Source organism: Variovorax sp. V118 (assembly GCF_041154445.1).
GTDB classification, from domain to species: Bacteria; Pseudomonadota; Gammaproteobacteria; order Burkholderiales; family Burkholderiaceae_C; genus Variovorax; species Variovorax boronicumulans.
In genome coordinates this window covers 6,397,439-6,421,366 of record NZ_AP028663.1, presented here as the reverse complement: position 1 = coordinate 6,421,366, position 23,928 = coordinate 6,397,439, and the positions used below count along the sequence as shown (strand labels likewise).

The following is a 23,928-nucleotide window of genomic DNA, read 5'->3' as shown; positions in this document are numbered from 1 at the left end:
CCGCTTTCGCGGGCTTTTTTCATTTGAGCCTGGTGATGAGGCTCGAAGTGTCCCAGCGCCTGCCGCCGGCCTGCTGCACGTCGGCATAGAACTGGTCGACCAGCGCCGTCACCGGCACGCGCGCGCCGTTGCGCTTGGCTTCGTCGAGCACCAGGCCCAGGTCCTTGCGCATCCAGTCGACGGCAAAGCCGAAGTCGAACTTGCCCTCGATCATGGTCTTGCCGCGGTTGTCCATCTGCCAGCTCTGGGCCGCGCCCTTGCCGATGACGCCGAGCACGGCCTCCATGTTCAGGCCGGCGCGCTGGCCGAAGGCAATGGCTTCCGACAGGCCCTGCACCAGTCCCGCGATGGCGATCTGGTTCACCATCTTCGCGAGCTGGCCTGCGCCGCTGTCGCCCAGCAGCGTGACGGCGCGTGCGAAGGCCATGGCCACCGGGCGAATGCGCTCAAACACGGCCGCGTCGCCGCCGCACATCACAGTGAGCGCGCCGTTCTGCGCGCCCGCCTGGCCGCCCGACACGGGCGCATCGATGAAGTGCAGGCCGCGCGCCTGCGCCGCCTTCGACAGCTCGCGCGCCACGTCGGCCGAGGCCGTGGTGTGGTCCACGAGCACGGCGCCGGGCTTCATGCCGGTCAGGGCGCCGTCATCGCCCAGCACCACCGAGCGCAGGTCGTCGTCGTTGCCGACGCAGCAGAACACGATGTCGGCGCCAGCCGCCGCTTCGCGCGGCGTGGGGGCGTGGCGGCCAGGCGCGCCGAACTCGGCGACCCAGGCCTGCGACTTGGCGGGCGTGCGGTTGTAGACCGTGACCGTGTGGCCGGCCTTGGCCAGGTGCCCGGCCATGGGCCCGCCCATGACGCCGAGGCCGAGAAAGGCCACCGTCTGGGCGGGAACGGATTCGTAGGTGCGGGGGTTGATGCTGCTCATGACCGACAGCTTAAAGCCAAAGAAAGAAACAAGGCCGGCGCGCCCCGCGGTGCGCCGGCCGGCGCGGCCTCAGACGATCGCGAAGTGCTCGGTGCCGGCCGCCAGGTCGGTGCTGCGCGCGCGCTGGCTGTTGAGCTTGATCTGCAGGCGCAGGTCGTTGGCCGAGTCGGCGTTGCGGATCGCCTCTTCGAAGTTGATCGCGTTGCCCTCGAACAGGTCGAACAGCGCCTGGTCGAAGGTCTGCATGCCCAGGTTGCGGCTCTTCTTCATGATCTCCTTGATCTCGCCCACCTCGCCCTTAAAGATCAGGTCGGAGATCAACGGCGTGTTCAGCAGGATCTCGACGGCGGCCACGCGGCCCTGGCCGTCTTCGGTGGGCACCAGCCGCTGCGACACCAGCGAACGCAGGTTCAGCGACAGGTCCATCAAGAGCTGCGCGCGGCGCTCTTCGGGGAAGAAGTTGATGATGCGGTCCAGGGCCTGGTTGGCGCTGTTGGCGTGCAGCGTGGCCATGCACAGGTGGCCGGTTTCAGCAAAGGCGACGGCGTGCTCCATGGTCTCGCGGTCGCGGATTTCGCCCATGAGGATCACGTCGGGCGCCTGGCGCAGCGTGTTCTTCAGCGCGGCTTCCCAGCTGTCGGTGTCGATGCCCACTTCGCGCTGCGTCACCACGCAGTTCTTGTGCGGGTGCACGAACTCGACCGGGTCTTCCACCGTGACGATGTGGCCGTAGGAGTTCTCGTTGCGCCAGTCGATCATCGCGGCCAGCGTGGTCGACTTGCCCGAACCCGTGGCGCCCACCAGGATGGTGAGGCCGCGCTTGGTCATCGCCACGTCCTTGAGCACCTGCGGCATGCCCAGGCCATCGATGGTCGGCAGCTTGGCGGGAATGGTCCGCAGCACCATGCCGACCTTGCCCTGCTGCACGAAGGCGTTGACGCGAAAGCGCCCGATGCCGGTCGGCGAGATCGCGAAGTTGCACTCCTTGGTGCGCTCGAACTCGGCCGTTTGGCGGTCGTTCATGATCGAGCGCGTGAGCGCCAGCGTGTGCTGAGCGCCCAGCGCCTGCTGCGACACCTTGGTGACCTTGCCGTCGACCTTGATGGCCGGCGGGAAGTCGGCGGTGATGAACAGGTCGCTGCCGTTGCGGCTCACCATGAGCTTGAGCAGGTCGTTGATGAACTGGCTGGCTTGATCGCGTTCCATGATGTCTGTGCTCCGGGTGGCTGTTCGAATCAGCCGGGGAAGTTTTCTGGGATCTTGGCCTTGCCGCGCGCTTCGGCGGCAGAGATCGTATTGCGGCGCACCAGCTCCGTCAGGTTCTGGTCGAGCGTCTGCATGCCCGAGCCCTGGCCGGTCTGGATGGTGGAGTACATCTGCGCGACCTTGGCCTCGCGGATCAGGTTGCGGATGGCCGGCGTGCCCAGCATGATCTCGTGCGCCGCCACGCGGCCCTGGCCGTCCTTGGTCTTGCACAGCGTCTGCGAGATCACGGCCTGCAAAGACTCCGACAGCATCGCGCGGATCATTTCTTTTTCTTCGCCCGGGAACACGTCGATGATCCGGTCGATGGTCTTGGCGGCCGACGAGGTGTGCAGCGTGCCGAACACCAGGTGGCCCGTTTCGGCCGCGGTCATCGCCAGGCGAATGGTTTCGAGGTCGCGCAGCTCGCCCACCAGGATGGCGTCCGGGTCTTCGCGCAGGGCGGAGCGCAGTGCATTGGCGAACGACAGCGTCATCGGCCCCACTTCGCGCTGGTTGATCAGGCACTTCTTCGATTCGTGCACGAACTCGATCGGGTCTTCCACCGTGAGGATGTGGCCGTACTCGTTCTCGTTGAGGTAGTTCACCATCGCCGCCAGCGTGGTCGACTTGCCCGAGCCCGTGGGGCCCGTCACCAGCACGAGGCCGCGCGGCTTGAGCGCGAGTTCGCCGAAAATCTTCGGCGCGTTGAGCTGCTCGAGCGTGAGGATCTTCGAGGGAATGGTCCGGAACACCGCGGCCGCGCCGCGCGCCTGGTTGAAGGCGTTCACGCGAAAGCGCGCGAGGCCGTCGATCTCGAACGAGAAGTCGACCTCCAGGAACTCTTCGTAGTGCTTGCGGTGCGTGTCGCTCATGATGTCGTACACCATGGCATGCACGGCCTTGTGGTCCAGCGCATCGACGTTGATGCGGCGCACGTCGCCGTTCACGCGGATCATCGGCGGCAGGCCGGCCGACAGATGCAGGTCGGAGGCTTTGTTCTTGACGCTGAACGCCAGCAGTTGGGTGATGTCCACGGGGCTCCTCAGGCAGGCTTTAGTGACGTTTTGATACGAATTCGGAAGATTATGACGATGATTGGCGACGACCTCCAGCAAGTAAGGGCCCGGATCGACCGGGCCTGTGCGCAGGCCGGGCGCGACCCGGCGGCGGTGCGCCTGCTGGCGGTGTCCAAGACCTTCGGGCCGCAGGCCGTGCGCGAGGCGCACGCGGCCGGCCAGTCGGCCTTCGGCGAGAACTACGTGCAGGAGGGCCTGGACAAGATCGCCGCGCTGGCCGACCTGCGCGCGGGGCTCGAATGGCACTGCATCGGCCCTCTGCAGAGCAACAAGACGCGGCCCGTGGCCGAGCAGTTCGACTGGGTCCACAGCATCGACCGCCTGAAGATCGCCGAGCGCCTGTCGGCCCAGCGCCCGGCCCATCTGCCGCCGCTGCAGGTGTGCCTGCAGGTCAACGTGGACGGCGGCGTGAACAAGTCCGGCGTGCCGCCGGAAGAAGCCTTGGCGCTCGCGCGCGCTGTGGCGGCCTTGCCACAACTGACGCTGCGCGGGCTCATGGCGATCCCCGAACCGGCAGCGGATTTCGCGGCGCAGCGCGAACTGTGCCTGCGCGCGCACGCGGTGTTCGAATCGATCCGCGCAGAGGGCATCGCGCTGGACACGCTGTCGCTGGGCATGAGCGGGGACCTCGAAGCGGCAATCAGCGCCGGCAGCACGGTGGTGCGGGTCGGCACGGCGATCTTCGGCGGGCGGGCGCGCAAGCCCGCCTGAAGTCATAGGCCCCTAGCGCAGGAAGAACAGCAAGCTCATCGTCAGCCCCGTGGCAACGATGCCCGCGCGCAGCCAGGCCGGCGGCAGGCGCCGCGCGCCCCGGGCGCCGAGGTAGCCGCCGAGCAGCGCGGCGCCCGCCATGATCGCGGCCTCGCGCCAGGCGATCAGGCCGCCCCAGGCATAGAGGGCGACCGCGATCAGCGTGAGCAGCGCCGACACCTGGTTCTTGAGCCCGTTGGCCGCCAGCAGGCGGGTCTGGCCGAGCAAGCCGAACAGTGCCAGCAGCAGGATGCCCAGCCCGCCGTTGAAGTAGCCGCCGTAGACCGTGACGGCGAGCACCGAGACCATCGCGACCGCCGGCCGGTGCGCGCCCGACTGTCGAGACGCCGTGAGGCGCGGTGCCAGCACGAACAGCAAGGTGGCGAGCAGCAGCAGCCAGGGCACGACGCGGCGGAAGGTGGCATCGGGCGTCAGCAGGAGCAGCAGCGCGCCGGTACTGCCGCCGATCAGCGAAAGCAACACGAGCGTCCGCATGGACAGCCCGGGCGGCGGTTGGGTGTCGCCGCGCAAGCCCCAGGCCGCCGACAGGTAGCCGGGCAGCAGCGCGAGCGTGCCCGTGGCGTTGGCGCTGACGGCTGGCACGCCGGCGAACACCAGGGCCGGCAGCGTCAGGAAGCTGCCGCCCCCGGCCACTGCGTTCAGGGCGCCCGCCACGAAGGCTGCGGCGATCAACGTCGCATCGACAAGCATCGTGCGACCCTCAGGCGAAGCGGCAGGCTTCTTCGAACGCGAGTCTCGGATGGCGCTCGAACAGCTTGGCGGGGTCGCCGTGGCCGAGGTTGCACAGGAAGTTGGTGCGCACCGAGGTGCCGTGCCAGAAGGCGGCGTCCATGCCGTCCGCGTCGAAGCCCGACATCGGCCCGCAATCCAGCCCGATGGCGCGTGCCGCGAGCATGAAGTAGCCCGCCTGCAGGCTCGCGTTGCGAAAGGCCGTGCGCAGCGCGTGCGCCTCCTTGTCGGGCCCCGTGAAGTCGTCCTGCATCGACGGCCGGTGCGGAAAGAGCCGTGGCAGCTCGCGGTAGAAGGCCGTGTCGAAACCGAGGATCGCGGTGACAGGCGCCGTCATCGTCTTGTCGACGTTGCCGGGCGAGAGCAGCGGCCGCAGGCGTTCGCGGCCTTCGTCGGTGCGCACGAAGACCACGCGCATCGGCGAGCAGTTGGCCGAGGTCGGCCCCCATTTCACGAGTTCGTGAATCTGGTGCAGCTGCGCTTCGCTGACCGGTCGGGGCAGCCAGCCGTTGTGCGAACGGGCCTGGCGGAAAAGGGTGTCGAGAGCGCTGTCAGAAATCATGGGGAAGGTGTGTCGTCGAAAGACCGCATCAGGCGGAGTGCCGCGGTCGCGATGGCGCCGTCGGCTTGCGTCAGCGCGTCGAGGATCGAGAAGTGATCGTGGCTGGGGCAATCGATGTGGCCAGCGTGCACGTCGTGCCACTGGCGCTGGATGATCCCGCATTGTTCGTGAAAGCCGGCGTTCTCCTCGCTGCCCAGCGCGGTGAGCAGGGGCGCGGCAGAGATCGGTCGCAACAGGGCCGGGCTCAGGGCTGCCGCGCTGTGCGGCGTGAAGCGCGTGGCCTCCATCACCGACGGCACGTCAAGCAGCGGGCGCAGGTCGTACAGCGCGCTGATGCAGACGGCGGCTTTCACCTCGGGTTCGGTGGCGAGCAGCATCGCTGCCAGGTGCCCGCCGGCTGAATGGCCGCAGGCGAACAGGCGTCCGGGCGGTGCGTCCCACTGCGCGTGGTGCGCGGCGACCCAGGTTGCCGCGCTGCGCATCTGCGCGACGATGGTCTCCACGCTCACTGCGGGGCACAGCGCGTAGTTGACCACTGCCACCGCGTAGCCCGCGGCGGTGAAGGGCGGTGCAACCAGCGAGGCGTCGCTCTTGTCGAGTGAGCGCCAGTAGCCGCCGTGGATGTACATCAGCGTGCCGCGCGGGCGGCCTTGGGGCAGGAACAGGTCGAGCCGTTCTGCGGCATGCGGCCCGTAAGCCAGATCGAGCCGGCCTAGCGCGTCGGCCCGCACCGCGGCGGACGCGCGTGCCCAGCCGTCGAAGATGTCCTGGTAGTGCGGGACGGCCAGGCGCGCGTTGTAGCGGCGCTCGCCGTCGCCGGCTGCGGGGTTCGGCGGCATGGCGGGTTACGCGCTGGCGCCGATGCGCTCGACCACGGTCCGCAGGTCAGCGCGCACCTTCTCGGGCAGCGCGGCGACGGGTGGGCGCGTCGGCCCGGCGCTGCGGCCCGCGAGCGTCATCGCTTCCTTGATGACGACCGGGAACGAGCCCCAGGCCCAGGCCGCGCGCAGCGGCGCGAAGATGTTCGACACGCGCAGCGCCTCGTCGTGGCGGCCGGCGCGCAGCGCGTCGTACATGCGCACCATGAGCTCGGGGAACACGTTGGCGGCGGGCGAGATGGTGCCCTGCGCGCCGTGGAACATCATCGACAGCGCGATGGTGTCGCGGCCCGAGAACAGCAGCGCGGGGCGCGGCGCGGTCAGCAGGTACTCGATGGACTGCGTGAGGTCGCCGCCCGAGTCCTTCATGCCCACGATGTTGTCGGCCGCCTGCATGCAGCGCGCGAGCGTGGCGGGCAGCACGTTGACGGCGGTGCGCGGCGGGTTGTTGTAGAGCATCACCGGCAGCTTCGTCGCGCGCGCCACGGCGGTGTAGTGGGCGACCAGCTCGTCCTGCGTGGGCTGCACGAAGTACGGCGTGATCACCAGCGCCAGGTCGGCGCCCAGGGCTTCGGCGGCCTGCGTGAGCGCGATGGCGTCGCGCGTGGTGGCGCCGCCGGTGCCGGCATACAAGGGCACGCGGCCGTCGATGGCGCGCATCGACAGCTCCAGCAGGCGGATGTGCTCGTCGCGCTCCAGGGCAAAGAACTCGCCCTGGCTGCCGGCGACGGAAATGCCGTGCACGCCGGCGCGGATGTAGCTGTCGATCAGCTCGCCGACGCGGGCTTCGTCGAGCCGGTGGTCGGCGGTGAAAGGCGTGGCCATGGCAGGCACCACGCCGTGGAATTTCGAGAGGTTCAAGGCAGAGAGCTCCGGAAGAAGAACGAAGAGGGGCTACGGGCGGCGTCAGTCGACGCCCATCAGGTGGCCCAGCTGCACCACGTAGTGGCCGAAGGCGGCCGCTTCCTTGGTGGTGCGCGGGTCGCGCGGGCGCGGCAGGTCGATGCGGATGTCCTCGACGATGCGTCCCGGCCGCTCGGACATCACGAGCACGCGGTCCGAGAGAAAGACGGCCTCCGAGATGCTGTGGGTGATGAGGATCACCGTCTGGCGCATCTCCTGCCACAGGCGCAGCAGCTCGACGTTGAGCTGGTCGCGCGTGAGCGCGTCGAGCGCGCCGAAGGGCTCATCGAGCAGCAGCACCTGGGGCCGCATCACGAGGATCTGCCCCAGCGCCGCGCGCTGGCGCATGCCGCCCGAAAGTTCGTGCGGGTAGTTGCGGCGGAACTTCTCCAGCTTGAGGATCGGCAGCAGCGCTTCCACGCGTTCGTCGATGTCCTTCTTCGGCAGCTTGCGCACCTCGGCCGCGAGGCGGATGTTGGCTTCCACGGTTTCCCACGGCAGCATGTTGTGGGTCTGGAACACCACGCCCACGTCGTCGGACATCCGCGTCTGCAGGTGGTCGAGCACACGCACCTCGCCGCCCGCGTCGGGCTGGATCAGCCCGGCCACGATGCGCAGCAGGGTGCTCTTGCCGCAGCCGCTGGGCCCGAGGATCGAGACGAACTCGCCGCGCTGCACCGTGAAGTCGACCTGCTCCAGCGCGCGCACGCTGTGGCGCGCGTCGAAGGTCTTGGCGACGCGGCTGACGCCGATCGCGGTGTCGATGGCTCCGGGGGCGCGCACCGTCGCCTCGCCGGTGGCCACAGTCCCAGGCTTCACTTGCGGGCCCCCACCCAGCCGCCTTCGGAGATGTCGAAGACCACGCCGTCGAGGTCGCGGAATTTCATCTCGTAGTACAGGCTCTTCTTGTCGTGCGGCAGGTCCATGAAGAAGGTGCCGCCGTTGTCCTCGATGGCCTTGCGCTGCGCGTCCAGGTCGTCGACCCAGAAGCCGAAGTGGTGCGTGCCGATCCAGTCCTTGCCCTTTTCAAGGCCTGCCGCCTCGTCGGTCTTGTAGTTCAGCAGCGCCAGGCAGATGGTGCCGTCCGTGAGGTACACGCCGTCGGCGATGGGCGAGTGCGTGGGCTCGACGATGGTGAGGTCGAAGACCTCGCTGTAGAACTTGGCCGCCTTCTGGGGATCGGGAACGGCAAGGGCGATGTGACGCAGTTTGGCCATGGGGATGTCTCCTGAGTTGAAATCTTTGGAAAAGGCGAAAGAGAAAAGGAAGGGGCTCAGAGCCCGCGCCACCAGATGCGCTTGGCGGCCAGCTCGACCAGCAGGTACAGCAGGCCGGCGACCACCGAGATCACCACCAGCGCGGCGAACAGGTAGTCGGTGCGCGCGTTGGCATTGGCCTCGAGGATGAGGTGGCCGAGCCCGCGCTCGGAGCCGACGAACTCGCCCACGATCGCGCCGATCACGGCCAGCGGCATGGCCGAGCGCAGCCCGTCCATGATCGACGGCAGGGCCGAAGGCACGTAGAGGCGGCGGAAGGTGGTCCAGGACGAGGCGCGGATGGCGCGGAAGTGCTCCACCAGGTGCGCCGGCGTGCCCGCCAGCCCGCCCATGGTGGCGATCACCACCGGGAAGAAGGCGAAGAGAAAGGCCATCAGCACCTTCGAGGTGTCGCCGTAGCCGAACCAGATCACCATGAGCGGTGCCAGCGCGATCTTGGGCAGGCCCTGGAACACCACGATGAGCGGGTACAGCGCCCGCCGCACCACCGGGATGGCGTGGATCGCGAGCCCGAGCAGCACGCCGCCGACGGCCGCCAGCGCGAAGCCGGCCAGCACCTCCTGCGTCGTGACCCACGACTGCACGAGCAGCGCCATGCGGTTCGTCCACAGGCTGTCGAGCACCTGCGACAGCGGCGGCAGCAGGTAGCGCTTGATGCCGAACACGTCGACCGATTTTTCCCACAGCAGGCCCAGCGCGAGGAACAGCAGGGCGGGGTCGGTGAAGCGGCGCCACGATTCGGCGCGCGAAGAAGGGGCGGGGTGCATGTGTCTTGTCTCCAGGTCTTTTTATGTGTCGTGTCTTGTCTTGTCGTGCGGCGCGTTCAGCGCTTGGGGTCGTCGCTGTCTTCGTCCCGGGCCGTGCGCGGTCCCCACTCGGGCGGCGGCACCACGAACCGGTCGAAGTGCCACTGGTCGAAGGCCGCGAGGTCGTTCTTCCAGACGCGGGGCGTGTAGGGTTGCGCGGGCGTGATCTGCACCATCTCCGCGTAGAACTCGCAGTAGTTGCCGTCGGGGTCCTTGAACACGAGGAACAGGTTCTCGCCGGGCCCGTGCTTGCCGATGCCGCGCACGATGTCGATGCCCTGCGCCTGCAGGTAGCGCGCGGCGTCCTCGATCTCGGCCAGTGAGCCGAGCTGGTAGGCGAAGTGCTCCAGCCCGGGCCGCCCCGGCGTGTAGGTGGCCGCATGCTGCGGATCGCCGGGCGCAATCTGCGCCAGCGCCAGGTCGTGGTGGTCGTTCCCGCAGCGCAGGAAAGCCATCTGGTCCTCGATGTAGTCGGACACCTGCAGCCCGACGATCTCGGTGTAGAAGCGCACGGAGGCCTTCAGGTCGCGCACGTTGAGCACGACGTGCCCCAGGCGCTGGGGACGGGGGCGTTGAACCATCGGTGTTGCTCCCGGGCTCATGGTGCGAGCAGGTCGTTGCTGTACGCGTCCTGCGGCTTCACCTTGCCGCCCAGGCCGAAGGCCTTGTCGACGAACTGCACGGTGGCGCGCATGCGGTCTTCGCGCAGATGGCCCAGCCCCTTGGCCTTGGCCGCGGGGTCGACCAGCAGGTCGTTCATGTCCTTGATCTGCGCCAGCGCCACGGCGCGGTCGGTGGTGGGAAACATCTTCACCATGAGGTCGGCCGCCTGCTCGGGGTGGGCCATGGCGAATTCGTAGCCGCGGTACGACGCGCGCAGGAACTTCTTCACCACCTCGGGGCGCTTCCTGATCAGGTCTTCGCTGGCCGCGAAGCCGCTGCCGTAGGCGTCCAGTCCGAAGTCGCTGTACTCGATCCAGCCCAGCGTCACGCCCGCGGCCTGGGCCTGCTTCTGCGTGACGGCGCGGTTGCTCCCACGCCAGCACTCGGCCAGGTCGACCTTGCCTTCGATCAACGAGGCGTCGACCACGGCGGGGTCCATGCGCAGCAGGCGGATGCTGTCCTTGGGCTGGCGGTTCAGCTCCAGCCAGGCGGGCACGACGTTGTGCACCGGCGAGGCCGAGCCGCCACCCAGGCGCAGGCCCTTCATGTCGGCCGGCGTCTTCGGCTGGTGGCGCTTGGTGTCGAAGCAGATGCCCGCGGGCCAGCGCGTGTTGATGGCGCCGATCATGCGGATCTTGCCGCCGTTGGCGCGGTTGAGCACGAGGCTGATCGGGTCGACGTAGCCGAACTCGAACTGCCCCTGGTCCAGCTCGTTGGCGGTGCGGTTGCCGCCGTAGCCGCGCACGATGGCGGTGTCCAGGCCCAGCTCGCGGAAGTAGCCCTGCGCCTGCGCGACGATCACGCCCACCGAGCTGCCCTGCGGCAGCCAGGCCATGTTGTAGGTGACCTTCTCCTGGGCGAACGCGGGGGGCGCGCCGGCCAGCAGCGCGCTGCAGGCGAGGCCGGTCAGCGCGCGCGCGATCGCGGCGAATCCTCTGCGGGTGGGTTGCATGTCTTTGTCTCCATACCTTGTTGTGATGCGAAAGAACGGGGCCGTGGCCCCGCCGCGGCGACGCTCAGACGCGCTCTGCCTGCACTTGATTGGCCAGCCGTCCGATGCCCTCGATGCTCGCCACCAGCCGGTCGCCCGGCTTCAGGTAGATACCCCGACCCATGCCCACGCCGGTCGGCGTGCCGGTGGCGATCACGTCGCCCGGCTCGAGCGTGACGATGGTCGACAGGTAGGCGATCTGCTCGCGCACCGTCCAGATCATGTTGGCCGTGCTGTCCTGCTGCATCGGCTCGTCGTTCACGTCCAGGCGCATCTGCACGGCCTGCGGGTCGGGGATCTGCCAGGCGGGCACCAGCCACGGGCCGATGGGGGCGAAGGTGTCGTGGCACTTGCCCTGGAACCAGTCGTGCTTGAACGGGTAGTCGCCGCGGATGTTGAGGTCGCGCGCCGAGATGTCGTTGACGATCGTGTAGCAGGCCACGGCGTCGAGTGCGTCTTCGACCGAGATGCGGCGGCAGCGCTTGCCGATCACGGCGGCGAGTTCGACCTCCCAGTCGAGCTTGCCGGTCTCGGGCGGCATCTGAATCGTCTCGCCGTTGCCGATCACCGTGTTCGAGAGCTTCAGGAACATGTACGGCTTGCTCTGCGACTTGGCCGCCAGCACGGTGCCCATTTCGTTGGCGTGCGAGGCGTAGTTCGAGGCGGCGCAGAAGATGCGGCTCGGCACGAAGGGCGCAGCCACGGCCGCGGTGCCGTCGGCCACCGGCCGGATGGCGCCCGAGGCGGCGAGCGCGGCGGCGATGGGCGTGGCGTCGCGCAGCCAGGTCTGCGCGTTCGCCCAGTCGCGCAGCATGGCTTCGACGCCCTGCGTCACCCAGGCCTCGGGCAGCGGCGGCAGGCCGGCCGCGCGGGCCGCCTCCAGGTCGTACAGCTGGCTGTCGATCACCAGGGCGGGGGCAAGCCCGCCGGCACGGCGGTAGGTGGCGAGCGCGATCCAGGACATTCGATTGACTCCTCTTTTGTAGGTGGGTTGGAATCCGCGACGGTTGTTTTGCATTCAGTGTCTGCGAATTGTGTGCAATTTTATGTTTTGGTGTTCACGAACGTCAAGGGTTTGTCGCGGCATGCCTGAAACGGGCGTGCGGACGCATGCCGCGGCCGGCCTGCGCCGGGAGCGGCGGGCCGGGGCGGGCCAGCGGAAACGGGAGGGAGGGAGAGGGCGCGGCAGCCGCGTCAGGCGGCGGCGCTGGAAGACGGGGTGCGGGAGGCGCTGCCGTCGAAGTGCTGCAGCACGTTCATCGCCGAGTTGGCCGCATGGCTGTGCATGGCGGCGGCGGCGGCGTCACCGTCGTGCGCCAGCAGGGCGGCAACGAGGGCGTCGTGCTCGACATGGGAATGCTGCAGGCGGTTTTCCGTCGTGAAGAAGCCTTGCGAGCGGAAGGGGGCGAGGCGCTGCCGCAGGCTCAGTGCGAGGTCCTGCAGCGTCTTGTTGCGGGCGCCGGCGTAGATCAGCGCGTGGAATTCCTCGTTCAGCGCGGCGTACGCTTTCGCGTCGCCCTCTGCCGCGGCGCGTCCGGCTTGCTGATGAACGAACTCGATGCGCTTGCGCTCCGACGGCGCGGCGCGCAGCGCACACAGCTTGGCGCACAGGGCTTCCAGTTCGCCGGAGGCTTCAAACAGGCCGTCGAGGTCGGCGGGCGCCATCGTCGCCACCGAGAAGCCGCGGCGCGGCAGGTGCTCGATCAGCCGGGTCGAGGCCAGCTGGCGCAGTGCATCGCGCACCGGGCTGCGCGAGACGCCGAAGCGTGTCGCGATCGTCTGTTCGTCCAGGCGCTCGCCCGGTTGGAAACGGCGCAGCACGATTTCCTCGGCCAGGCGGTCCGAGATGGTCTGGGACAGCGTTTTTCCAGGCTCGTTTTCCATGGTTTGCTTCTTCGGGGGCGTGCCGCCCACGTGGCGTGGGACGACATATTGTCGACAAAATTTAATTGTCGCATGCAATAACGTCGGCCTAAACGCCCCGGGCGGGCGTGCGCCTCAGACTCCCAGCGGCAGGCGCGCGCTGCTCTTGACCTCTTCCATCACCGCATACGTGCGCGTCTCGCGCACCCCGGGCAACTGCCACAGCACGGTGCCGGCGAACTCGCGGTAGGCGGCCATGTCGGCCATGCGGGTCTTGAGGAGGTAGTCGAAGCCGCCGGCGACCATGTGGCATTCCATGATCTCGTCACGCACCTGCACGGCGGCCTTGAACTGGTCGAAGACGTTGGCGGTGGTGCGGTCGAGCAGGACCTCGACGAACACGGTGAAGCCGCGCCCCAGCTTGTAGGGGTCGAGGCGGGCCTCATAGCCCAGGATGAAGCCGTCGCGCGTGAGGCGCTGCACGCGCGCTAGCACGGCGGTGGGGGAGAGCGCGACCGCCTCCGCCAGCTTGAGGTTGGTGATGCGGCCGTCTTCCTGAAGGATCTTCAGCAGGCGCAGATCGATGCGGTCCAGATCAAGCATTCGAGGATTATCCGGCGCGCACATCGATCGGCTGCAAGAAATGCGGCCTATTTGTCACGGCCATAGGAGATAGAACCAAGGAAATGCCGTTGGACTACCCTTTTGCAGTCGTTTGAACTACCGAAAGCCGTGGGTCACCGCATTCAACGCACCGTGGTCGAGCCCGGTGCGGCAGCCTGGCGGCCCGAGAGCTGGTCGACCAGCGCACCGTAGGCCGGGCCTTCGCGCAGCTTGGTGTAGGCGGCCTGGGCTTCGCGGTAGCCGGGGCGCGACGTGTCGGCGCCGGCTTCGCCCGACTGCTGGGCGGCCAGGCCCGAGCGGATCCACAGCTGCGTGTCGGCGGCCACGGCGGCGCGGCTGTTGGCCGAGACCACGACCGGCTCCTGGCCCATGTTCTCGTTGTAGCCCTGGGTGGGCGCGGTCTTCAGCCACTGCTGGGCGTCGGCCGTCACGGCGGCGCGCGTCGTCGACGACGCGAAGGGCGCGGGACGCGGGTCGCCTTCGGCGTAGTTGCCGGCAAAGCTCGGCGCGGCGGCCAGGCCCAGCAGGGCGGCGACGGCGGCGGTGTTCAGAAGGCGGGTGGTGGCAGACAGCTTCATGTTCGTTCACTCCTTGAGGTGGTTGCTTGGTTGGTGAGAACGACTGTACGAAGCGCATCCACGCGACCGATAACGTCTGGATGACGGTTTTGTCATGTGCGTATCCACCTGCATCGGGGCGCGCCGAGAGGGGCCGCAAGGGGCCTTCCAACTTCTCTTGCATAACCGCCATCGCGGCATGCATAAGCCATGGCGCGCGGCCCTCAGTCGGCATATCGTTGCGCCCATCCATTCCAACCAAGGGAATCTTCCATGAACGAGAAACTCTCCTTCGTCAATCCGACGGCCAACAGCCCCTGGGGCACCTACCTGTCGCAGGTCGATCGTGTCGTGCCGTACCTCGGCCCGCTGGCACGCTGGGTCGAAACCCTCAAGCGCCCCAAGCGCGCGCTGATCGTCGACGTGCCGATCGAGATGGACAACGGCACCATCGCCCACTTCGAGGGCTACCGCGTGCAGCACAACATGAGCCGCGGCCCGGGCAAGGGCGGCGTGCGCTTCCACCCCGACGTCACGCTGGAAGAAGTGATGGCGCTGTCGGCCTGGATGACCATCAAGACCGCTGCCGTCAACCTGCCGTACGGCGGTGCCAAGGGCGGCATCCGCGTCGACCCGAAGAAGCTGTCGCTGCAGGAGCTGGAGAAGGTCACGCGTCGCTACACCAGCGAGATCGGCATCATCATCGGCCCGCACACCGACATCCCCGCGCCTGACGTGAACACCAACGCGCAGATCATGGCGTGGATGATGGACACCTACTCCATGAACGTCGGCGGCACCGCCACCGGCGTGGTCACCGGCAAGCCGCTGCACCTGGGCGGATCGCTGGGCCGCGTGAAGGCCACCGGCCGCGGCGTGTTCGTCACCGGCCGTGAAGCGGCCCGCCGCCTGGGCATGGACCTGCGCGGCGCGCGCATCGCGGTGCAGGGCTTCGGCAACGTGGGCTCGGTCGCGGCCGAACTGTTCGTCGAAGCCGGCGCCAAGATCGTCGCGGTGCAGGACCACACCGGCACCATCGTGAACACCAACGGCCTCGATCTGACCCAGCTGGTGCCCATCTCGCGCACCGACGGCGTGGTCGGCTTCAAGGCCGGCGGCGACATCGTGCCGAACGAAGACTTCTGGGACGTGACCTGCGACATCCTGATCCCGGCCGCCCTCGAAGGCCAGCTCACGGCCGAACGCGCCAAGAAGACCACCGCCAAGCTGGTGCTCGAAGGCGCCAACGGCCCGACGGTGCCCGAGGCCGACGACATCCTGGCCGAGCGCGGCGTGCTGGTCGTGCCCGACGTGATCTGCAACGCCGGCGGCGTGACGGTCTCGTACTTCGAATGGGTGCAGGACTTCTCGTCCTTCTTCTGGGACGAGGACGAGATCAACGTGCGCCTCGACCGCATCATGATGAACGCGCTCAACCAGATCTGGGACACGGCCGACAAGCACAAGATCCCGTTGCGCACCGCCACCTACGCGGTGGCCTGCGAGCGCATCCTGATGGCGCGCCAGGAACGCGGACTGTACCCCTGACGCGATCTCCGGGGCTTGCAGGGCCTTTCGGGAACCCCCGGCGTGCCGGGGGCTCGAAGCGAAGCCGCCGGTTGGTTAGCATCCGGTGTCCTTCCCGCCCTGCCATGCCCCAGACCTCTTCTGCTGCTTTCTTCTCTTCGCCGGCCCGCGTGCCGGCGTTTCTGTTCCCGGGCCTGCTGTCGGCCCTGTTGCTGGCCGGCTGCGGTAGCTTCGGCACGGGGCAGGCCTACGAGCCCGAAGACTTCGACTCGACCACCACCCACACGCGCAACTACGCCGCCAGCGAGGCGCAGACCTGCGAGGCGGCGCGACGCGCGTTGCTGAGCCAGGGCTATATGGTCACGGCCGCCAACGCCGACCTGGTGACCGCGCGCAAGAGCTTCCAGCCCGCGGCCGAAACGCACGTCGAGGTTGAGTTCCGCGTGGTCTGCGCGCGCGAAGGGGGCGCCGGCAGCGCCTCGGGCGGTCGCAGCACCGTAGCTTTCGCGACCGCACTGCAAGACCGCTACGGCCTGAAGAAGGGCAGCAACTCGGCCAGCCTCGGCGTGGGCGCCATCGGCTCGCTCTCGCTGCCCTTCGGCGGCAGCAACGAGGCGATGGTCAAGGTGGCGAGCCAGACGCTCACCGACGAACGTTTCTACGACCGCTTCTTCACGCTGGTCGAGCGCTTCCTGCAGGGCGGCGGCCCCGACATGCCAGCGGACGCAGCACCGGCCGACGACACACCGAAGCCCGCCACGCGCCCCGCAGCCACCACCTTCCCGGTGGCGCCGTCGCCCAACCGCGGTTGAACAAGCTCGGCAGTCAGCGCACCAGCGTCGACTTGCCGAACAGGCTCTCGATCAGCTCCACCGCCACCTCGGCCGTCTGGTTGCGCACATCGAGCGCGGGGTTGAGTTCCACCACGTCGACCGAGCCGAGCCGGCCGGTGTCGGCGATCATTTCCATGCACAGCTGCATCTCGCGGTAGGTCGGCCCGCCGCGCACGCCCGTGCCCACGCCGGGCGCATCGGCCGGGTCGAGGCAATCGAGGTCGAAGCTCACGTGCAGGTGGGTGTCTTCGTCCACGTCCTGCAGCGCCTCGGTCATGGTGGTGCGCATGCCGTTCTCGTCGATGTGGCGCATGTCGAACACGTGCAGGCCCAGCGTGCGGATCGCTTCCTTCTCGTCGGCGTCGACGCTGCGGATGCCGATGAAGCGGATCGCGTCGTGCGCCAGCGCCGCAGGCTCGCCGCTCCAGCCCGTGAGGTCCGCCGGCCCGTGGCCCAGCAGGCACGACACCGGCATGCCGTGCAGGTTGCCGCTGGGGCTCGTGGTCTCGGTGTTGACGTCGGAGTGCGCATCGAGCCACAGCACGCGCAGCTTCTTGCCGCGCTTGCGCGCATGCCAGGCCACGGCGCTGATGGAGCCGATCGCCAGGCAGTGGTCACCGCCCAGCATCACGGGCACGTGGCCGGCGCCCAGCGCGGTGTCGACGGCGGCGTAGACCGAGCGGTTCCACGCGATCACCTCGGTGAGGTGGCGCAGCCCGTTGGCCGGCGGCGCCCACGGCGTGGCCGGGCCCGCGAGGTTGCCGCGGTCGAGCACCGTGAAGCCCTGGCCCGCCAGCGCCTCGGCCAGGCCGGCCACGCGCAGCGCGTCGGGGCCCATGCCCGCGCCGCGCACGCTGGCGCCGATGTCGGTCGGCGCGCCGATCAGTTCGAGGGTGGTGGTCCCGGTGCTGCTGCTGTTCATGTCGGTCTCCCGATGTGGTGCCAGAGGTAGGCGTAGCCGAGCGCATCCATGAAGGCGGACGCCTTGTTGTCCGCGGCGGCGCTGTGGCCGCCTTCCATGTTCTCGTAGAAGCTGCTGTCGTGCCCCTGCGCGAGCAGCTTCGCGTGCATCTTGCGCGCATGCACGGGCCCCACGCGGTCGTCGCGCGTGGAGGTGGTGAAAAGGGCGGGCGGGTAGGGCGCGTCGGCCTGCGCGTTCTCGTAGGGCGAGAAGGTCCGGATGAACTCCCATTCGTCGGGCAGTTCCGGGTCGCCGTACTCCGCGATCCACGAGGCGCCGGCCGACAGCTGCGTGTAGCGCTTCATGTCGAGCAGCGCCACCTCGCTCACGATGGCGCCGTACAGCTGCGGGTACAGCGTGAGCATGTTGCCCATGAGCAGGCCGCCGTTGCTGCCGCCCATGGCGCCCAGGTGCGCGGGCGAGGTGATGCCGCGCGCGAACAGGTCCTGCGACACGGCTGCGAAATCCTCGCAGGTGCGCAGGCGGTTCTCCTGCAGCGCGGCCTGGTGCCAGCGCGGGCCGTACTCGCCGCCGCCGCGGATGTTCGCCACCACGTACACGCCGCCGCGTTCGAGCCAGGCGCGGCCGATGCCGCCGCTGTAGCTCGGCTCCAGCGAGATCTCGAAGCCGCCGTAGGCGTACTGCAGCGTGGGGTTGGTGCCGTCGGCCACGAGGTCTTTCGCGGCGATCTCGAAGTAGGGCACGCGCGTGCCGTCCGCCGAGGTCGCGAAATGCTGGCTCACGCGAAAGCGCGAGGCGTCGAAGAAGCCGGGGCTGTGCTTCAGCGGCTGCGGCTCGCCCTGGCCGAGGGTGCCGATGTACAGCGTGGTCGGCTGCAGGAAGCCGCTCACGGTCAGGAAGTAGTCGTCGCTCTCGGTCTCGTCGATGCCGCCGGCCGCCACGCACGACAGCGCGGGCGCGCCGCCCAGGCTGTCGCGGGCCCAGTCGCCCAGGCCGTCCGCCGGCGGCGTGAGCACCTCCAGCCGGTTCACCACGTCGTGCATCACGTTGAGGATGAGGTGGTGGCGCGTCCACGAGTAGTCGTCGAGCGCGGTGGTGTCGTCGGGCTCGAACAGCAGCGTGAGCTCGCGCGCGCCGGCCATGTAGTCGTCGAAGCGCGCGGCCAGCAGCGAGCCGGCGGTGTAGGTGCGGCCGGCCACGGTCCAGTCTTCGCGCGGCTCGATCAGCAGCCACTCGCGCGTGACGCCGGTGTTGGCGTCGTCGGGCACGTCGATCTTGGCCAGCGTGCCGTCGGGCGCGCGCAGCCAGGTCTCGCTGTCGTAGAAGTCGATCTGGCGCGAGACGAAGTCGCGCTCGAAGCCGGGCGTGTGGTCGCTCCAGGCGCTCACCGACATGTCTTCGTGCGCGCCTTCGTACACGGTGACGGCCTCGGCCAGCGGCGTGCCGCGTTGCCACTCCTTCACCAGGCGCGGGTAGCTTGAGCTGGTCATGGAGCCGGGGCCGAAATCGGTGCCCACGTACAGGTGGTCGATGTCTTTCCAGGTGACGTGGTTCTTCGCCTCGGGCAGCGCGAAGCCGCCTTCGACAAACGTCATGCTCACGAGGTCGAACTCGCGCACCACGTCGGCATCGGCGCCGCCGCGCGACAGCGAGATCAGGCAACGCTCGTACGCGGGCTCCAGGCAGTCGGCGCCGTGCCAGACCCAGTTCTCGCCGTCCTGCGCGGCCAGCGCGTCGAGGTCGAGCACGGTCTCCCACGCGGGTTCGGGCGTGCGGTATTCATCGAGCGTGGTGCGGCGCCACAGGCCCTTGGGGTGCGCCTTGTCGCGCCAGAAGTTGTAGTACAGCGCACCGATCTTGCTGACCATCGGAATGCGCGCGTCCGAGTCGAGCACCTCGAGCAGGCCCTGCTCGATCGACTGGAAGGCCGGCGACTGCGCATAGGTGTGAACGGCATGTGCATTCTGCTGGCGAGCCCAGTCCAGAGCGGCTTCGCCGTCGATGTCTTCGAGCCAGAGATGGGGGTCTTCGTTGTGCGCAGAGGTCATGCGGCACAGTGTACGAAGCCCCCGTGACCGCGGCGGCCTGTGAGCAGTTGTTGCTGCATTCGAGGCGCGTCGATTTTTTCATTACATGTGGATGCGCGCCCCGGCCATCCTTGGGGCAAACCCCTGTCCCGGGCGTGCCTTCCCCCGGTGGAAACACTGAAGAAGCGAAGGCCCACGAACGCGATGCCCACGGTATCCTGCCGGACGGCGCATGCCCCAACGAGGAGAACCACACATGAAACACCTGAGCGGTCTTGATGCCACCTTCCTGCACCTGGAAACCCCCGAGATGCCGATGCACGTGGGGTCGCTCAACGTGCTGGACCTGCCCAAGGGCTACAAGGGCGACTTCTACGAAGACGCCAAGGCCTTCATGGCCAGCCGCATCCACCTGGCCGACGTGTTCACGCGCAAGCTCGCGCTGATGCCCTTCGACATGACCAATCCGGTGTGGGTCGAGGACGACGACATCGACCTCGACTACCACGTGCGCCACATCACGCTGCCCAAGCCCGGCACCAACCGCCAGCTGCAGCAGTACGTGGCACGGCTGCACTCCACGCTCATGGACCGCAGCCGGCCGATGTGGGAGTTCTTCATCATCGACGGCCTCAAGAGCGGCCAGGTGGCGCTGTACACCAAGGTGCACCACGCGGGCATCGACGGGCAGGCCGGCGTCGAGCTGGGCAAGGCCATCTTCGACCTCGAGGCCACGGGCCGCGTGATCAAGCCGCCGCGTGCGCGCCCGCGCAGCAACGGCTACCAGCTGGGCATGGCCGAGCTCGCCACGGCGGCGCTGCGCAACACGGCGCAGCAGTACGTGAAGCTCTTCAAGATGGCGCCGGCCATCGCGCGCGCCATCGGCGGCCTGGCCCAGCCCGACGAGAAGGCGGCCGACAAGGCCGCCGCCACCGCGCCGAAGAAGTTCAATCTCTTCGCGCCGCGCACCTCGCTGAACGTGTCGATCACCAACCAGCGCACCTTTGCCGGGCGCACCATTTCGCTGGCCGAGACCAAGTACATCGCCAAGCACTTCGGCGTGTCGCTCAACGACGTGGTGCTGGCCACCGTGGCCGGCGCGCTGCGCCACTACCTGGCCGACAACAACGAGCTGCCGGCCAAGCCGCTGGTGGCCGGCGTGCCCGTGAGCCTGCGCGAGGCCGGCGACCAGACGGCCAACAACCAGGCCAGCATGATCCTCGTGAGCCTGGCCACCGACATCACCGATCCGCTGCAGCGGCTGAAGGCGATCAACGCCTCGTCGAATTCCTCGAAGTCGACGATGAACCGCTTCAAGGCCGTGATCCTGGACGACTTCCCGACCTTCGCCGCGCCCTGGCTGGTGTCGGGCATCGCGTCGATGGTGGGGCGCTCGGGCATCGTCAACCTGCTGCCGCCGGCGGCCAACGTGGCCGTCTCGAACGTGGCGGGCGCGCCGTTCCCGATGTACTTCGCGGGGGCGCTGGTCACCTGCTACTACCCGGTGTCGATCGCCAGCCACGGCACCGCGCTCAACGTCACCGTGCAAAGCTACAACGGCCGCATGGACTACGGCCTGATCGCCTGCCGCCGCGCCGTGCCCGACATCACCGAGATCGGCGACTATCTGCTGGCCGAGCACAAGCTGCTGATGGAGCTGACGCAGAAGCACCCGGCCGTCGCCGGCGCGCCGGCGACACCGCCCAAGCCCGTGGCCGCCCCCGCCCCGGAAGCCGACGAAGAGGCCCAGGCCGCTGCACCGGCCCGCAAGCCGGCCGCGCGCAAGAAGGCGCCGGTGAAGGCCGTCGCCGCCAAGAAGACGGCGCAGAAGGCCCCGGCCAAGGCCGCGCCGGTCAAGGCGGCGGCGAAGAAAGTCCCTGCGAAGAAGGCTGCGGCGAAGAAGGCCGCACCCCGGCCCGCGGCCCGCAAGGCCGCCGCATCGCCGCGCGCCGCTGCGGCATGATCGACAGGGCCGGCCCGGCCTGGACAAAAAATTGGGGCAGTTGGACTAGTTTTCCGACCGTTCTAGTTTTCCAGGCCTAGGCCCTGCGGAAGATGATTGGCCCATCGCGATTCCCCGCGAGCCATTCAACTTCAAGGAAATCTCACATGTCCACGCAAACCAACATCGCTTCCGCCGCCATCCACGTCGTCGGCCAGTACAACGACGCAGGCAAGACCCTGGTCGGTGCCTACCGCACCGGCGTGCAACGCCTGCTGGGCGGTGCCGCTTCGCGCTACAGCGAGTTCCTGGGCAACCGCCAGATCCCGCTGGTGAGCGAACAGATCAAGGCCAACCTGATCGGCGCGCAAGAGAAGGTGCACGGCTTCCTGGCCAACCGCCTGGACATCGACACCAGCCGCATCGTGAACGTGATGGACCGCGTCGCTGCCGGCACCACCAGCGGCATCGAAACCGTCGCCAACCGCGTCGCCCAGATCGAATCGCCCGCTGCCACCACCGTGCTGAACGCCCTGTCGGCCGTGAACCAGCCTTTCGCCACCGTGTCGGTGCAAATCGCTGACCGCATCGTCGCTGGCACCAAGCAGATCGAAGCCCGTGTGAGCGGCACCGAAGAAGCCGCCCCCGTGCGCACCGTGAAGGCCAAGGTCGCTGCGGCCAAGAAGCCGGTTCGCCGCGCTGCCCGCAAGGCGGCCTGATTCCGGGGCGCTGACCGCGCCCTTTTCATTTCTACCGCCCCTGGAGCACCACCGCATGGCGACCCGTCCCGATGACACTGCAAAGTTGAAGAAGAGGGCGGCGCCTGCCAAGAAGGCTCCAGCGGCCAAGAAGAAAGCCGCGCCCCGCAAGGCGGCGCCGGCTGCGAAAGCACCGCCCACAGACACAGCTGCGGCCGGCACCAACAAGGCCGAAGCGCTGCTGCGCGCCGGCCTCAAGGCGCTGGACAACGTGCGCAACGACGTCGCCAAGCGCCAGGCCAACGTGATCGAAGGCCTGCTCGGCATCGGGCACGGCAAGGCCGACGTGGCCGGTGCCAAGGCGGCGCTGACGCGCGGCTTTCCCAGCCTGGACACCTTCGGCATCCGCAAGTTCGAGGACGTGTTCGACCAGCGTGTCGCCACCGCCCTGCAACGCCTGGGCATGCCCAGCGCCGACGAGGTGCAGGCCCTGCGCGACGAGGTGGCGCAGTTGCGCGAACGCCTCGCCAGACTCGAGAAACCGTCCAGTTCAAGTGGCTCCGGCGGCAAGCGCTGAGCGGCACGCAACGCACGCAACACGCCGCTTGTGGCCAGCTCCAACACCACGCGCGATCGCATCCTGCAGACCAGCCTTGCGCTGTTCAACGCGGAAGGTCTTCCGGCCGTGTCTACGCACAAGATCGCGGCCGAGCTCGGCATGAGCCCGGGCAACCTGCACTACCACTTCAAGGCCAAGCAGCTGATCGTCGAATGGCTGTTCCGGCGCTTCGAGCAGCGGCTCGAGGTGCTCAACGGCTCGTCGGCCTCCATCACCGCCATCGACGACCTGTGGCTGGCGCTGCACCTGCGCTTCGAGGCCATCGACGAGTACCGCTTCATCTATCGCGACATGGCCTTCCTGGCCAGCGAGTACCCGGCCCTGGGGCAACGCGCCCAGGCCATGACCGCGCAGAACCTGCTGGCGGCCCAGACGCTGTGCGAAGGGCTGGTGGCCTCGGGCGTGATCGAGACCAGCGCCGAGCAGGCGCGCATCCTGGCGCTGCAGATGGTCTTCACCACCACCTGCTGGCTCTCGTTCGAGCGGCTGGTGCCGGGGCGCGACGCGCTGGCGCAGGCCGACCCCGGTTTGGCGGCTTTCTACACACTCACGCTGGTTTCTCCGTATGTTTCCAGCGAATCGAGGGCTTATCTTGATTACCTGAGGGGCAAATACCTCGGATAAATGAAGTCGTCGTCCGACGGGGCATGCAACTTCGCACCCCCATCGTCGTCCTACAGAAGAAAGAAACAGAAAGGAAGCCGCCATCATGACCACCGCCACCCACGAACCCATCGCACCGCCGTCGCGCCTGCTCTTGCTGGCCGAAGCGCGCGCCCTCTGGGAAACCGGCGCCGGCCTCGCCATGTGGCCGCTGCTGCAGCTCGCGCCGCGCGGTGACGGGCACCCCGTGCTCGTGCTGCCGGGCCTGGTGGCCAGCGACATGTCCACGCTGTTGCTGCGCCGCTACCTGTGCAGCCGCGGCTACGACGCGCACGGCTGGGGTCAGGGCCGCAACCTGGGCCCGCGCGCCGGCGTCGAAGACGGCATGGTCGACCTGCTCAAGACCCTGGCCGACAAGAGCGGCCAGAAGGTCAGCGTGATCGGCTGGAGCCTGGGCGGCGTCTATGCGCGGCTCTTGGCTTCGGCGCAGAAGGACCTCATCCGCAACGTGATCACGTTGGGCAGCCCGTTCTCGGGCAGCCCGCGCGCCACCAACGCCTGGCGCGTGTACGAAGGCGTGAGCGGCCAGAGCTCGCACGACCCGCGCCGCATGAAGTTCGTCGAACCCACGCCGCCCGTGCCCACGACCTCGATCTTCAGCCGCACCGACGGCGTCGTCGCGTGGCGCTGCAGCCTCGAAAAGACCGGCCCGCAGTCCGAGAACATCGAGGTGGTCGCGAGCCACCTGGGGCTCGGCGCGCACCCCGCCGTGCTCTATGCGGTGGCCGACCGGCTGGCGCAGCCCGAGGGCGAGTGGAAGCCCTTCAACCGCGGCATGCTCGGGCCGCTGGTGTACCCGGACCCGGACCGCAACGTCTGACCTG

General features: G+C 68.4%; 26 protein-coding genes. 8 read left to right on the top strand and 18 right to left on the bottom strand.

Annotation, left to right across the window (positions count from 1 at the left end; all coding sequences use genetic code 11):
* Positions 1-19 precede the first annotated feature (19 nt).
* From ACAM52_RS29845 to ACAM52_RS29835, 3 genes are all read right to left on the bottom strand, one after another.
* On the bottom strand, positions 20-928 hold the full coding sequence (locus ACAM52_RS29845; RefSeq protein WP_369645359.1) for an NAD(P)-dependent oxidoreductase: 909 nt from the start codon (positions 926-928) through the stop codon (positions 20-22).
* 69 nt (positions 929-997) lie between these two features.
* The gene (locus tag ACAM52_RS29840) at positions 998-2,134 is read right to left on the bottom strand and encodes a PilT/PilU family type 4a pilus ATPase (protein ID WP_062482331.1); all 1,137 of its coding nucleotides are present in this window, start codon (positions 2,132-2,134) and stop codon (positions 998-1,000) included.
* Between the two features lie 29 nt (positions 2,135-2,163).
* Positions 2,164-3,207, bottom strand: a complete 1,044-nt coding sequence (locus ACAM52_RS29835; RefSeq protein ID WP_062482334.1) for a type IV pilus twitching motility protein PilT — start codon at positions 3,205-3,207, stop codon at positions 2,164-2,166.
* A 51-nt stretch (positions 3,208-3,258) separates the two neighbouring features.
* Here ACAM52_RS29835 and ACAM52_RS29830 point away from each other — a divergent pair, with 51 nt between their 5' ends.
* Complete coding sequence (locus tag ACAM52_RS29830; RefSeq protein ID WP_369645358.1) at positions 3,259-3,960, top strand: YggS family pyridoxal phosphate-dependent enzyme; 702 nt, start codon at positions 3,259-3,261, stop codon at positions 3,958-3,960.
* 12 nt (positions 3,961-3,972) lie between these two features.
* Here the strand turns inward: ACAM52_RS29830 and ACAM52_RS29825 are convergent, their stop codons facing one another.
* The 13 genes from ACAM52_RS29825 to ACAM52_RS29765 form a co-directional block, all read right to left on the bottom strand.
* Positions 3,973-4,710, bottom strand: coding sequence for a sulfite exporter TauE/SafE family protein (locus ACAM52_RS29825; RefSeq protein ID WP_369645357.1), 738 nt, complete (start codon positions 4,708-4,710; stop codon positions 3,973-3,975).
* 10 nt (positions 4,711-4,720) lie between these two features.
* Positions 4,721-5,311 carry a malonic semialdehyde reductase gene (locus tag ACAM52_RS29820; protein WP_369645356.1) on the bottom strand — a complete coding sequence of 197 codons (591 nt, stop codon included), beginning with the start codon at positions 5,309-5,311 and terminating at the stop codon, positions 4,721-4,723.
* Complete coding sequence (locus ACAM52_RS29815; protein ID WP_369645355.1) at positions 5,308-6,150, bottom strand: alpha/beta hydrolase; 843 nt, start codon at positions 6,148-6,150, stop codon at positions 5,308-5,310. The genes ACAM52_RS29820 and ACAM52_RS29815 overlap by 4 nt, the downstream gene beginning before the upstream one ends.
* A 6-nt stretch (positions 6,151-6,156) precedes the next feature.
* Positions 6,157-7,050: a 4-hydroxy-tetrahydrodipicolinate synthase gene (dapA, locus tag ACAM52_RS29810; RefSeq protein WP_369645354.1), complete on the bottom strand. Its 894-nt coding sequence runs from the start codon at positions 7,048-7,050 to the stop codon at positions 6,157-6,159.
* Positions 7,051-7,095: 45 nt separating this feature from the next.
* Positions 7,096-7,911 carry an ABC transporter ATP-binding protein gene (locus ACAM52_RS29805; protein ID WP_235926969.1) on the bottom strand — a complete coding sequence of 272 codons (816 nt, stop codon included), beginning with the start codon at positions 7,909-7,911 and terminating at the stop codon, positions 7,096-7,098.
* The gene (locus ACAM52_RS29800; RefSeq protein ID WP_095746984.1) at positions 7,908-8,309 is read right to left on the bottom strand and encodes a VOC family protein; all 402 of its coding nucleotides are present in this window, start codon (positions 8,307-8,309) and stop codon (positions 7,908-7,910) included. Before ACAM52_RS29800 ends, ACAM52_RS29805 begins: the two co-directional genes overlap by 4 nt.
* Positions 8,310-8,365: 56 nt before the next feature.
* Positions 8,366-9,136: an ABC transporter permease gene (locus ACAM52_RS29795; RefSeq protein ID WP_082818351.1), complete on the bottom strand. Its 771-nt coding sequence runs from the start codon at positions 9,134-9,136 to the stop codon at positions 8,366-8,368.
* Positions 9,137-9,192: 56 nt separating this feature from the next.
* Complete coding sequence (locus tag ACAM52_RS29790) at positions 9,193-9,756, bottom strand: VOC family protein (protein ID WP_369645353.1); 564 nt, start codon at positions 9,754-9,756, stop codon at positions 9,193-9,195.
* A 17-nt stretch (positions 9,757-9,773) separates the two neighbouring features.
* Positions 9,774-10,790 carry an ABC transporter substrate-binding protein gene (locus ACAM52_RS29785; protein ID WP_369645352.1) on the bottom strand — a complete coding sequence of 339 codons (1,017 nt, stop codon included), beginning with the start codon at positions 10,788-10,790 and terminating at the stop codon, positions 9,774-9,776.
* A 64-nt stretch (positions 10,791-10,854) separates the two neighbouring features.
* Positions 10,855-11,793 carry a fumarylacetoacetate hydrolase family protein gene (locus ACAM52_RS29780; protein WP_369645351.1) on the bottom strand — a complete coding sequence of 313 codons (939 nt, stop codon included), beginning with the start codon at positions 11,791-11,793 and terminating at the stop codon, positions 10,855-10,857.
* A gap of 230 nt (positions 11,794-12,023) precedes the next feature.
* A complete protein-coding gene (locus ACAM52_RS29775; protein ID WP_095950084.1) occupies positions 12,024-12,713 on the bottom strand; it encodes a GntR family transcriptional regulator in 690 nt (229 codons plus the stop codon).
* Positions 12,714-12,827: 114 nt separating this feature from the next.
* Positions 12,828-13,295, bottom strand: a complete 468-nt coding sequence (locus tag ACAM52_RS29770) for an Lrp/AsnC ligand binding domain-containing protein (protein ID WP_062478450.1) — start codon at positions 13,293-13,295, stop codon at positions 12,828-12,830.
* A gap of 143 nt (positions 13,296-13,438) precedes the next feature.
* Complete coding sequence (locus ACAM52_RS29765) at positions 13,439-13,894, bottom strand: hypothetical protein (protein WP_095950083.1); 456 nt, start codon at positions 13,892-13,894, stop codon at positions 13,439-13,441.
* Positions 13,895-14,146: 252 nt separating this feature from the next.
* On the opposite strand from ACAM52_RS29765, the gene ACAM52_RS29760 reads away from it, so the two are divergent.
* Positions 14,147-15,421 (top strand): Glu/Leu/Phe/Val dehydrogenase, encoded by a 1,275-nt coding sequence (locus ACAM52_RS29760; RefSeq protein ID WP_070063824.1) that lies wholly within the window; start codon positions 14,147-14,149, stop codon positions 15,419-15,421.
* A 104-nt stretch (positions 15,422-15,525) separates the two neighbouring features.
* Positions 15,526-16,212: a DUF2242 domain-containing protein gene (locus ACAM52_RS29755; protein ID WP_369645350.1), complete on the top strand. Its 687-nt coding sequence runs from the start codon at positions 15,526-15,528 to the stop codon at positions 16,210-16,212.
* Positions 16,213-16,225: 13 nt separating this feature from the next.
* On the opposite strand, the gene rocF is transcribed toward ACAM52_RS29755, so the two are convergent.
* Positions 16,226-17,155 carry an arginase gene (gene rocF, locus ACAM52_RS29750; protein ID WP_070063826.1) on the bottom strand — a complete coding sequence of 310 codons (930 nt, stop codon included), beginning with the start codon at positions 17,153-17,155 and terminating at the stop codon, positions 16,226-16,228.
* The gene (locus ACAM52_RS29745; RefSeq protein ID WP_369645349.1) at positions 17,152-19,203 is read right to left on the bottom strand and encodes a prolyl oligopeptidase family protein; all 2,052 of its coding nucleotides are present in this window, start codon (positions 19,201-19,203) and stop codon (positions 17,152-17,154) included. Before ACAM52_RS29745 ends, rocF begins: the two co-directional genes overlap by 4 nt.
* Positions 19,204-19,438: 235 nt before the next feature.
* Here ACAM52_RS29745 and ACAM52_RS29740 point away from each other — a divergent pair, with 235 nt between their 5' ends.
* The 5 genes from ACAM52_RS29740 (at position 19,439) to ACAM52_RS29720 (ending at position 23,924) form a co-directional block, all read left to right on the top strand.
* The gene (locus tag ACAM52_RS29740) at positions 19,439-21,145 is read left to right on the top strand and encodes a wax ester/triacylglycerol synthase family O-acyltransferase (RefSeq protein WP_369645348.1); all 1,707 of its coding nucleotides are present in this window, start codon (positions 19,439-19,441) and stop codon (positions 21,143-21,145) included.
* A gap of 146 nt (positions 21,146-21,291) precedes the next feature.
* Positions 21,292-21,843: a hypothetical protein gene (locus ACAM52_RS29735; protein ID WP_095950081.1), complete on the top strand. Its 552-nt coding sequence runs from the start codon at positions 21,292-21,294 to the stop codon at positions 21,841-21,843.
* A gap of 55 nt (positions 21,844-21,898) precedes the next feature.
* Positions 21,899-22,399: a phasin family protein gene (locus ACAM52_RS29730; RefSeq protein ID WP_369645347.1), complete on the top strand. Its 501-nt coding sequence runs from the start codon at positions 21,899-21,901 to the stop codon at positions 22,397-22,399.
* Between the two features lie 30 nt (positions 22,400-22,429).
* Complete coding sequence (locus ACAM52_RS29725; protein WP_062478422.1) at positions 22,430-23,065, top strand: TetR/AcrR family transcriptional regulator; 636 nt, start codon at positions 22,430-22,432, stop codon at positions 23,063-23,065.
* Between the two features lie 85 nt (positions 23,066-23,150).
* Positions 23,151-23,924: a triacylglycerol lipase gene (locus ACAM52_RS29720; RefSeq protein WP_095746971.1), complete on the top strand. Its 774-nt coding sequence runs from the start codon at positions 23,151-23,153 to the stop codon at positions 23,922-23,924.
* The last annotated feature ends 4 nt before the right edge of the window (positions 23,925-23,928 follow it).

Coding starts and splice junctions, on each gene's coding strand:
- ACAM52_RS29730 (WP_369645347.1), top strand. CDS start 21,899: ATGGCGACCCGTCCCGATGACACTGCAAAGTTGAAGAAGAGGGCGGCG.
- ACAM52_RS29740 (WP_369645348.1), top strand. CDS start 19,439: ATGAAACACCTGAGCGGTCTTGATGCCACCTTCCTGCACCTGGAAACC.
- ACAM52_RS29815 (WP_369645355.1), bottom strand. CDS start 6,150: ATGCCGCCGAACCCCGCAGCCGGCGACGGCGAGCGCCGCTACAACGCG.
- ACAM52_RS29745 (WP_369645349.1), bottom strand. CDS start 19,203: ATGACCTCTGCGCACAACGAAGACCCCCATCTCTGGCTCGAAGACATC.
- ACAM52_RS29720 (WP_095746971.1), top strand. CDS start 23,151: ATGACCACCGCCACCCACGAACCCATCGCACCGCCGTCGCGCCTGCTC.
- ACAM52_RS29795 (WP_082818351.1), bottom strand. CDS start 9,136: ATGCACCCCGCCCCTTCTTCGCGCGCCGAATCGTGGCGCCGCTTCACC.
- ACAM52_RS29780 (WP_369645351.1), bottom strand. CDS start 11,793: ATGTCCTGGATCGCGCTCGCCACCTACCGCCGTGCCGGCGGGCTTGCC.
- ACAM52_RS29775 (WP_095950084.1), bottom strand. CDS start 12,713: ATGGAAAACGAGCCTGGAAAAACGCTGTCCCAGACCATCTCGGACCGC.
- rocF (WP_070063826.1), bottom strand. CDS start 17,155: ATGAACAGCAGCAGCACCGGGACCACCACCCTCGAACTGATCGGCGCG.
- ACAM52_RS29755 (WP_369645350.1), top strand. CDS start 15,526: ATGCCCCAGACCTCTTCTGCTGCTTTCTTCTCTTCGCCGGCCCGCGTG.
- ACAM52_RS29820 (WP_369645356.1), bottom strand. CDS start 5,311: ATGATTTCTGACAGCGCTCTCGACACCCTTTTCCGCCAGGCCCGTTCG.
- ACAM52_RS29790 (WP_369645353.1), bottom strand. CDS start 9,756: ATGGTTCAACGCCCCCGTCCCCAGCGCCTGGGGCACGTCGTGCTCAAC.
- ACAM52_RS29830 (WP_369645358.1), top strand. CDS start 3,259: ATGACGATGATTGGCGACGACCTCCAGCAAGTAAGGGCCCGGATCGAC.
- ACAM52_RS29825 (WP_369645357.1), bottom strand. CDS start 4,710: ATGCTTGTCGATGCGACGTTGATCGCCGCAGCCTTCGTGGCGGGCGCC.
- ACAM52_RS29735 (WP_095950081.1), top strand. CDS start 21,292: ATGTCCACGCAAACCAACATCGCTTCCGCCGCCATCCACGTCGTCGGC.
- ACAM52_RS29840 (WP_062482331.1), bottom strand. CDS start 2,134: ATGGAACGCGATCAAGCCAGCCAGTTCATCAACGACCTGCTCAAGCTC.
- ACAM52_RS29760 (WP_070063824.1), top strand. CDS start 14,147: ATGAACGAGAAACTCTCCTTCGTCAATCCGACGGCCAACAGCCCCTGG.
- ACAM52_RS29765 (WP_095950083.1), bottom strand. CDS start 13,894: ATGAAGCTGTCTGCCACCACCCGCCTTCTGAACACCGCCGCCGTCGCC.
- ACAM52_RS29770 (WP_062478450.1), bottom strand. CDS start 13,295: ATGCTTGATCTGGACCGCATCGATCTGCGCCTGCTGAAGATCCTTCAG.
- ACAM52_RS29845 (WP_369645359.1), bottom strand. CDS start 928: ATGAGCAGCATCAACCCCCGCACCTACGAATCCGTTCCCGCCCAGACG.
- ACAM52_RS29800 (WP_095746984.1), bottom strand. CDS start 8,309: ATGGCCAAACTGCGTCACATCGCCCTTGCCGTTCCCGATCCCCAGAAG.
- ACAM52_RS29785 (WP_369645352.1), bottom strand. CDS start 10,790: ATGCAACCCACCCGCAGAGGATTCGCCGCGATCGCGCGCGCGCTGACC.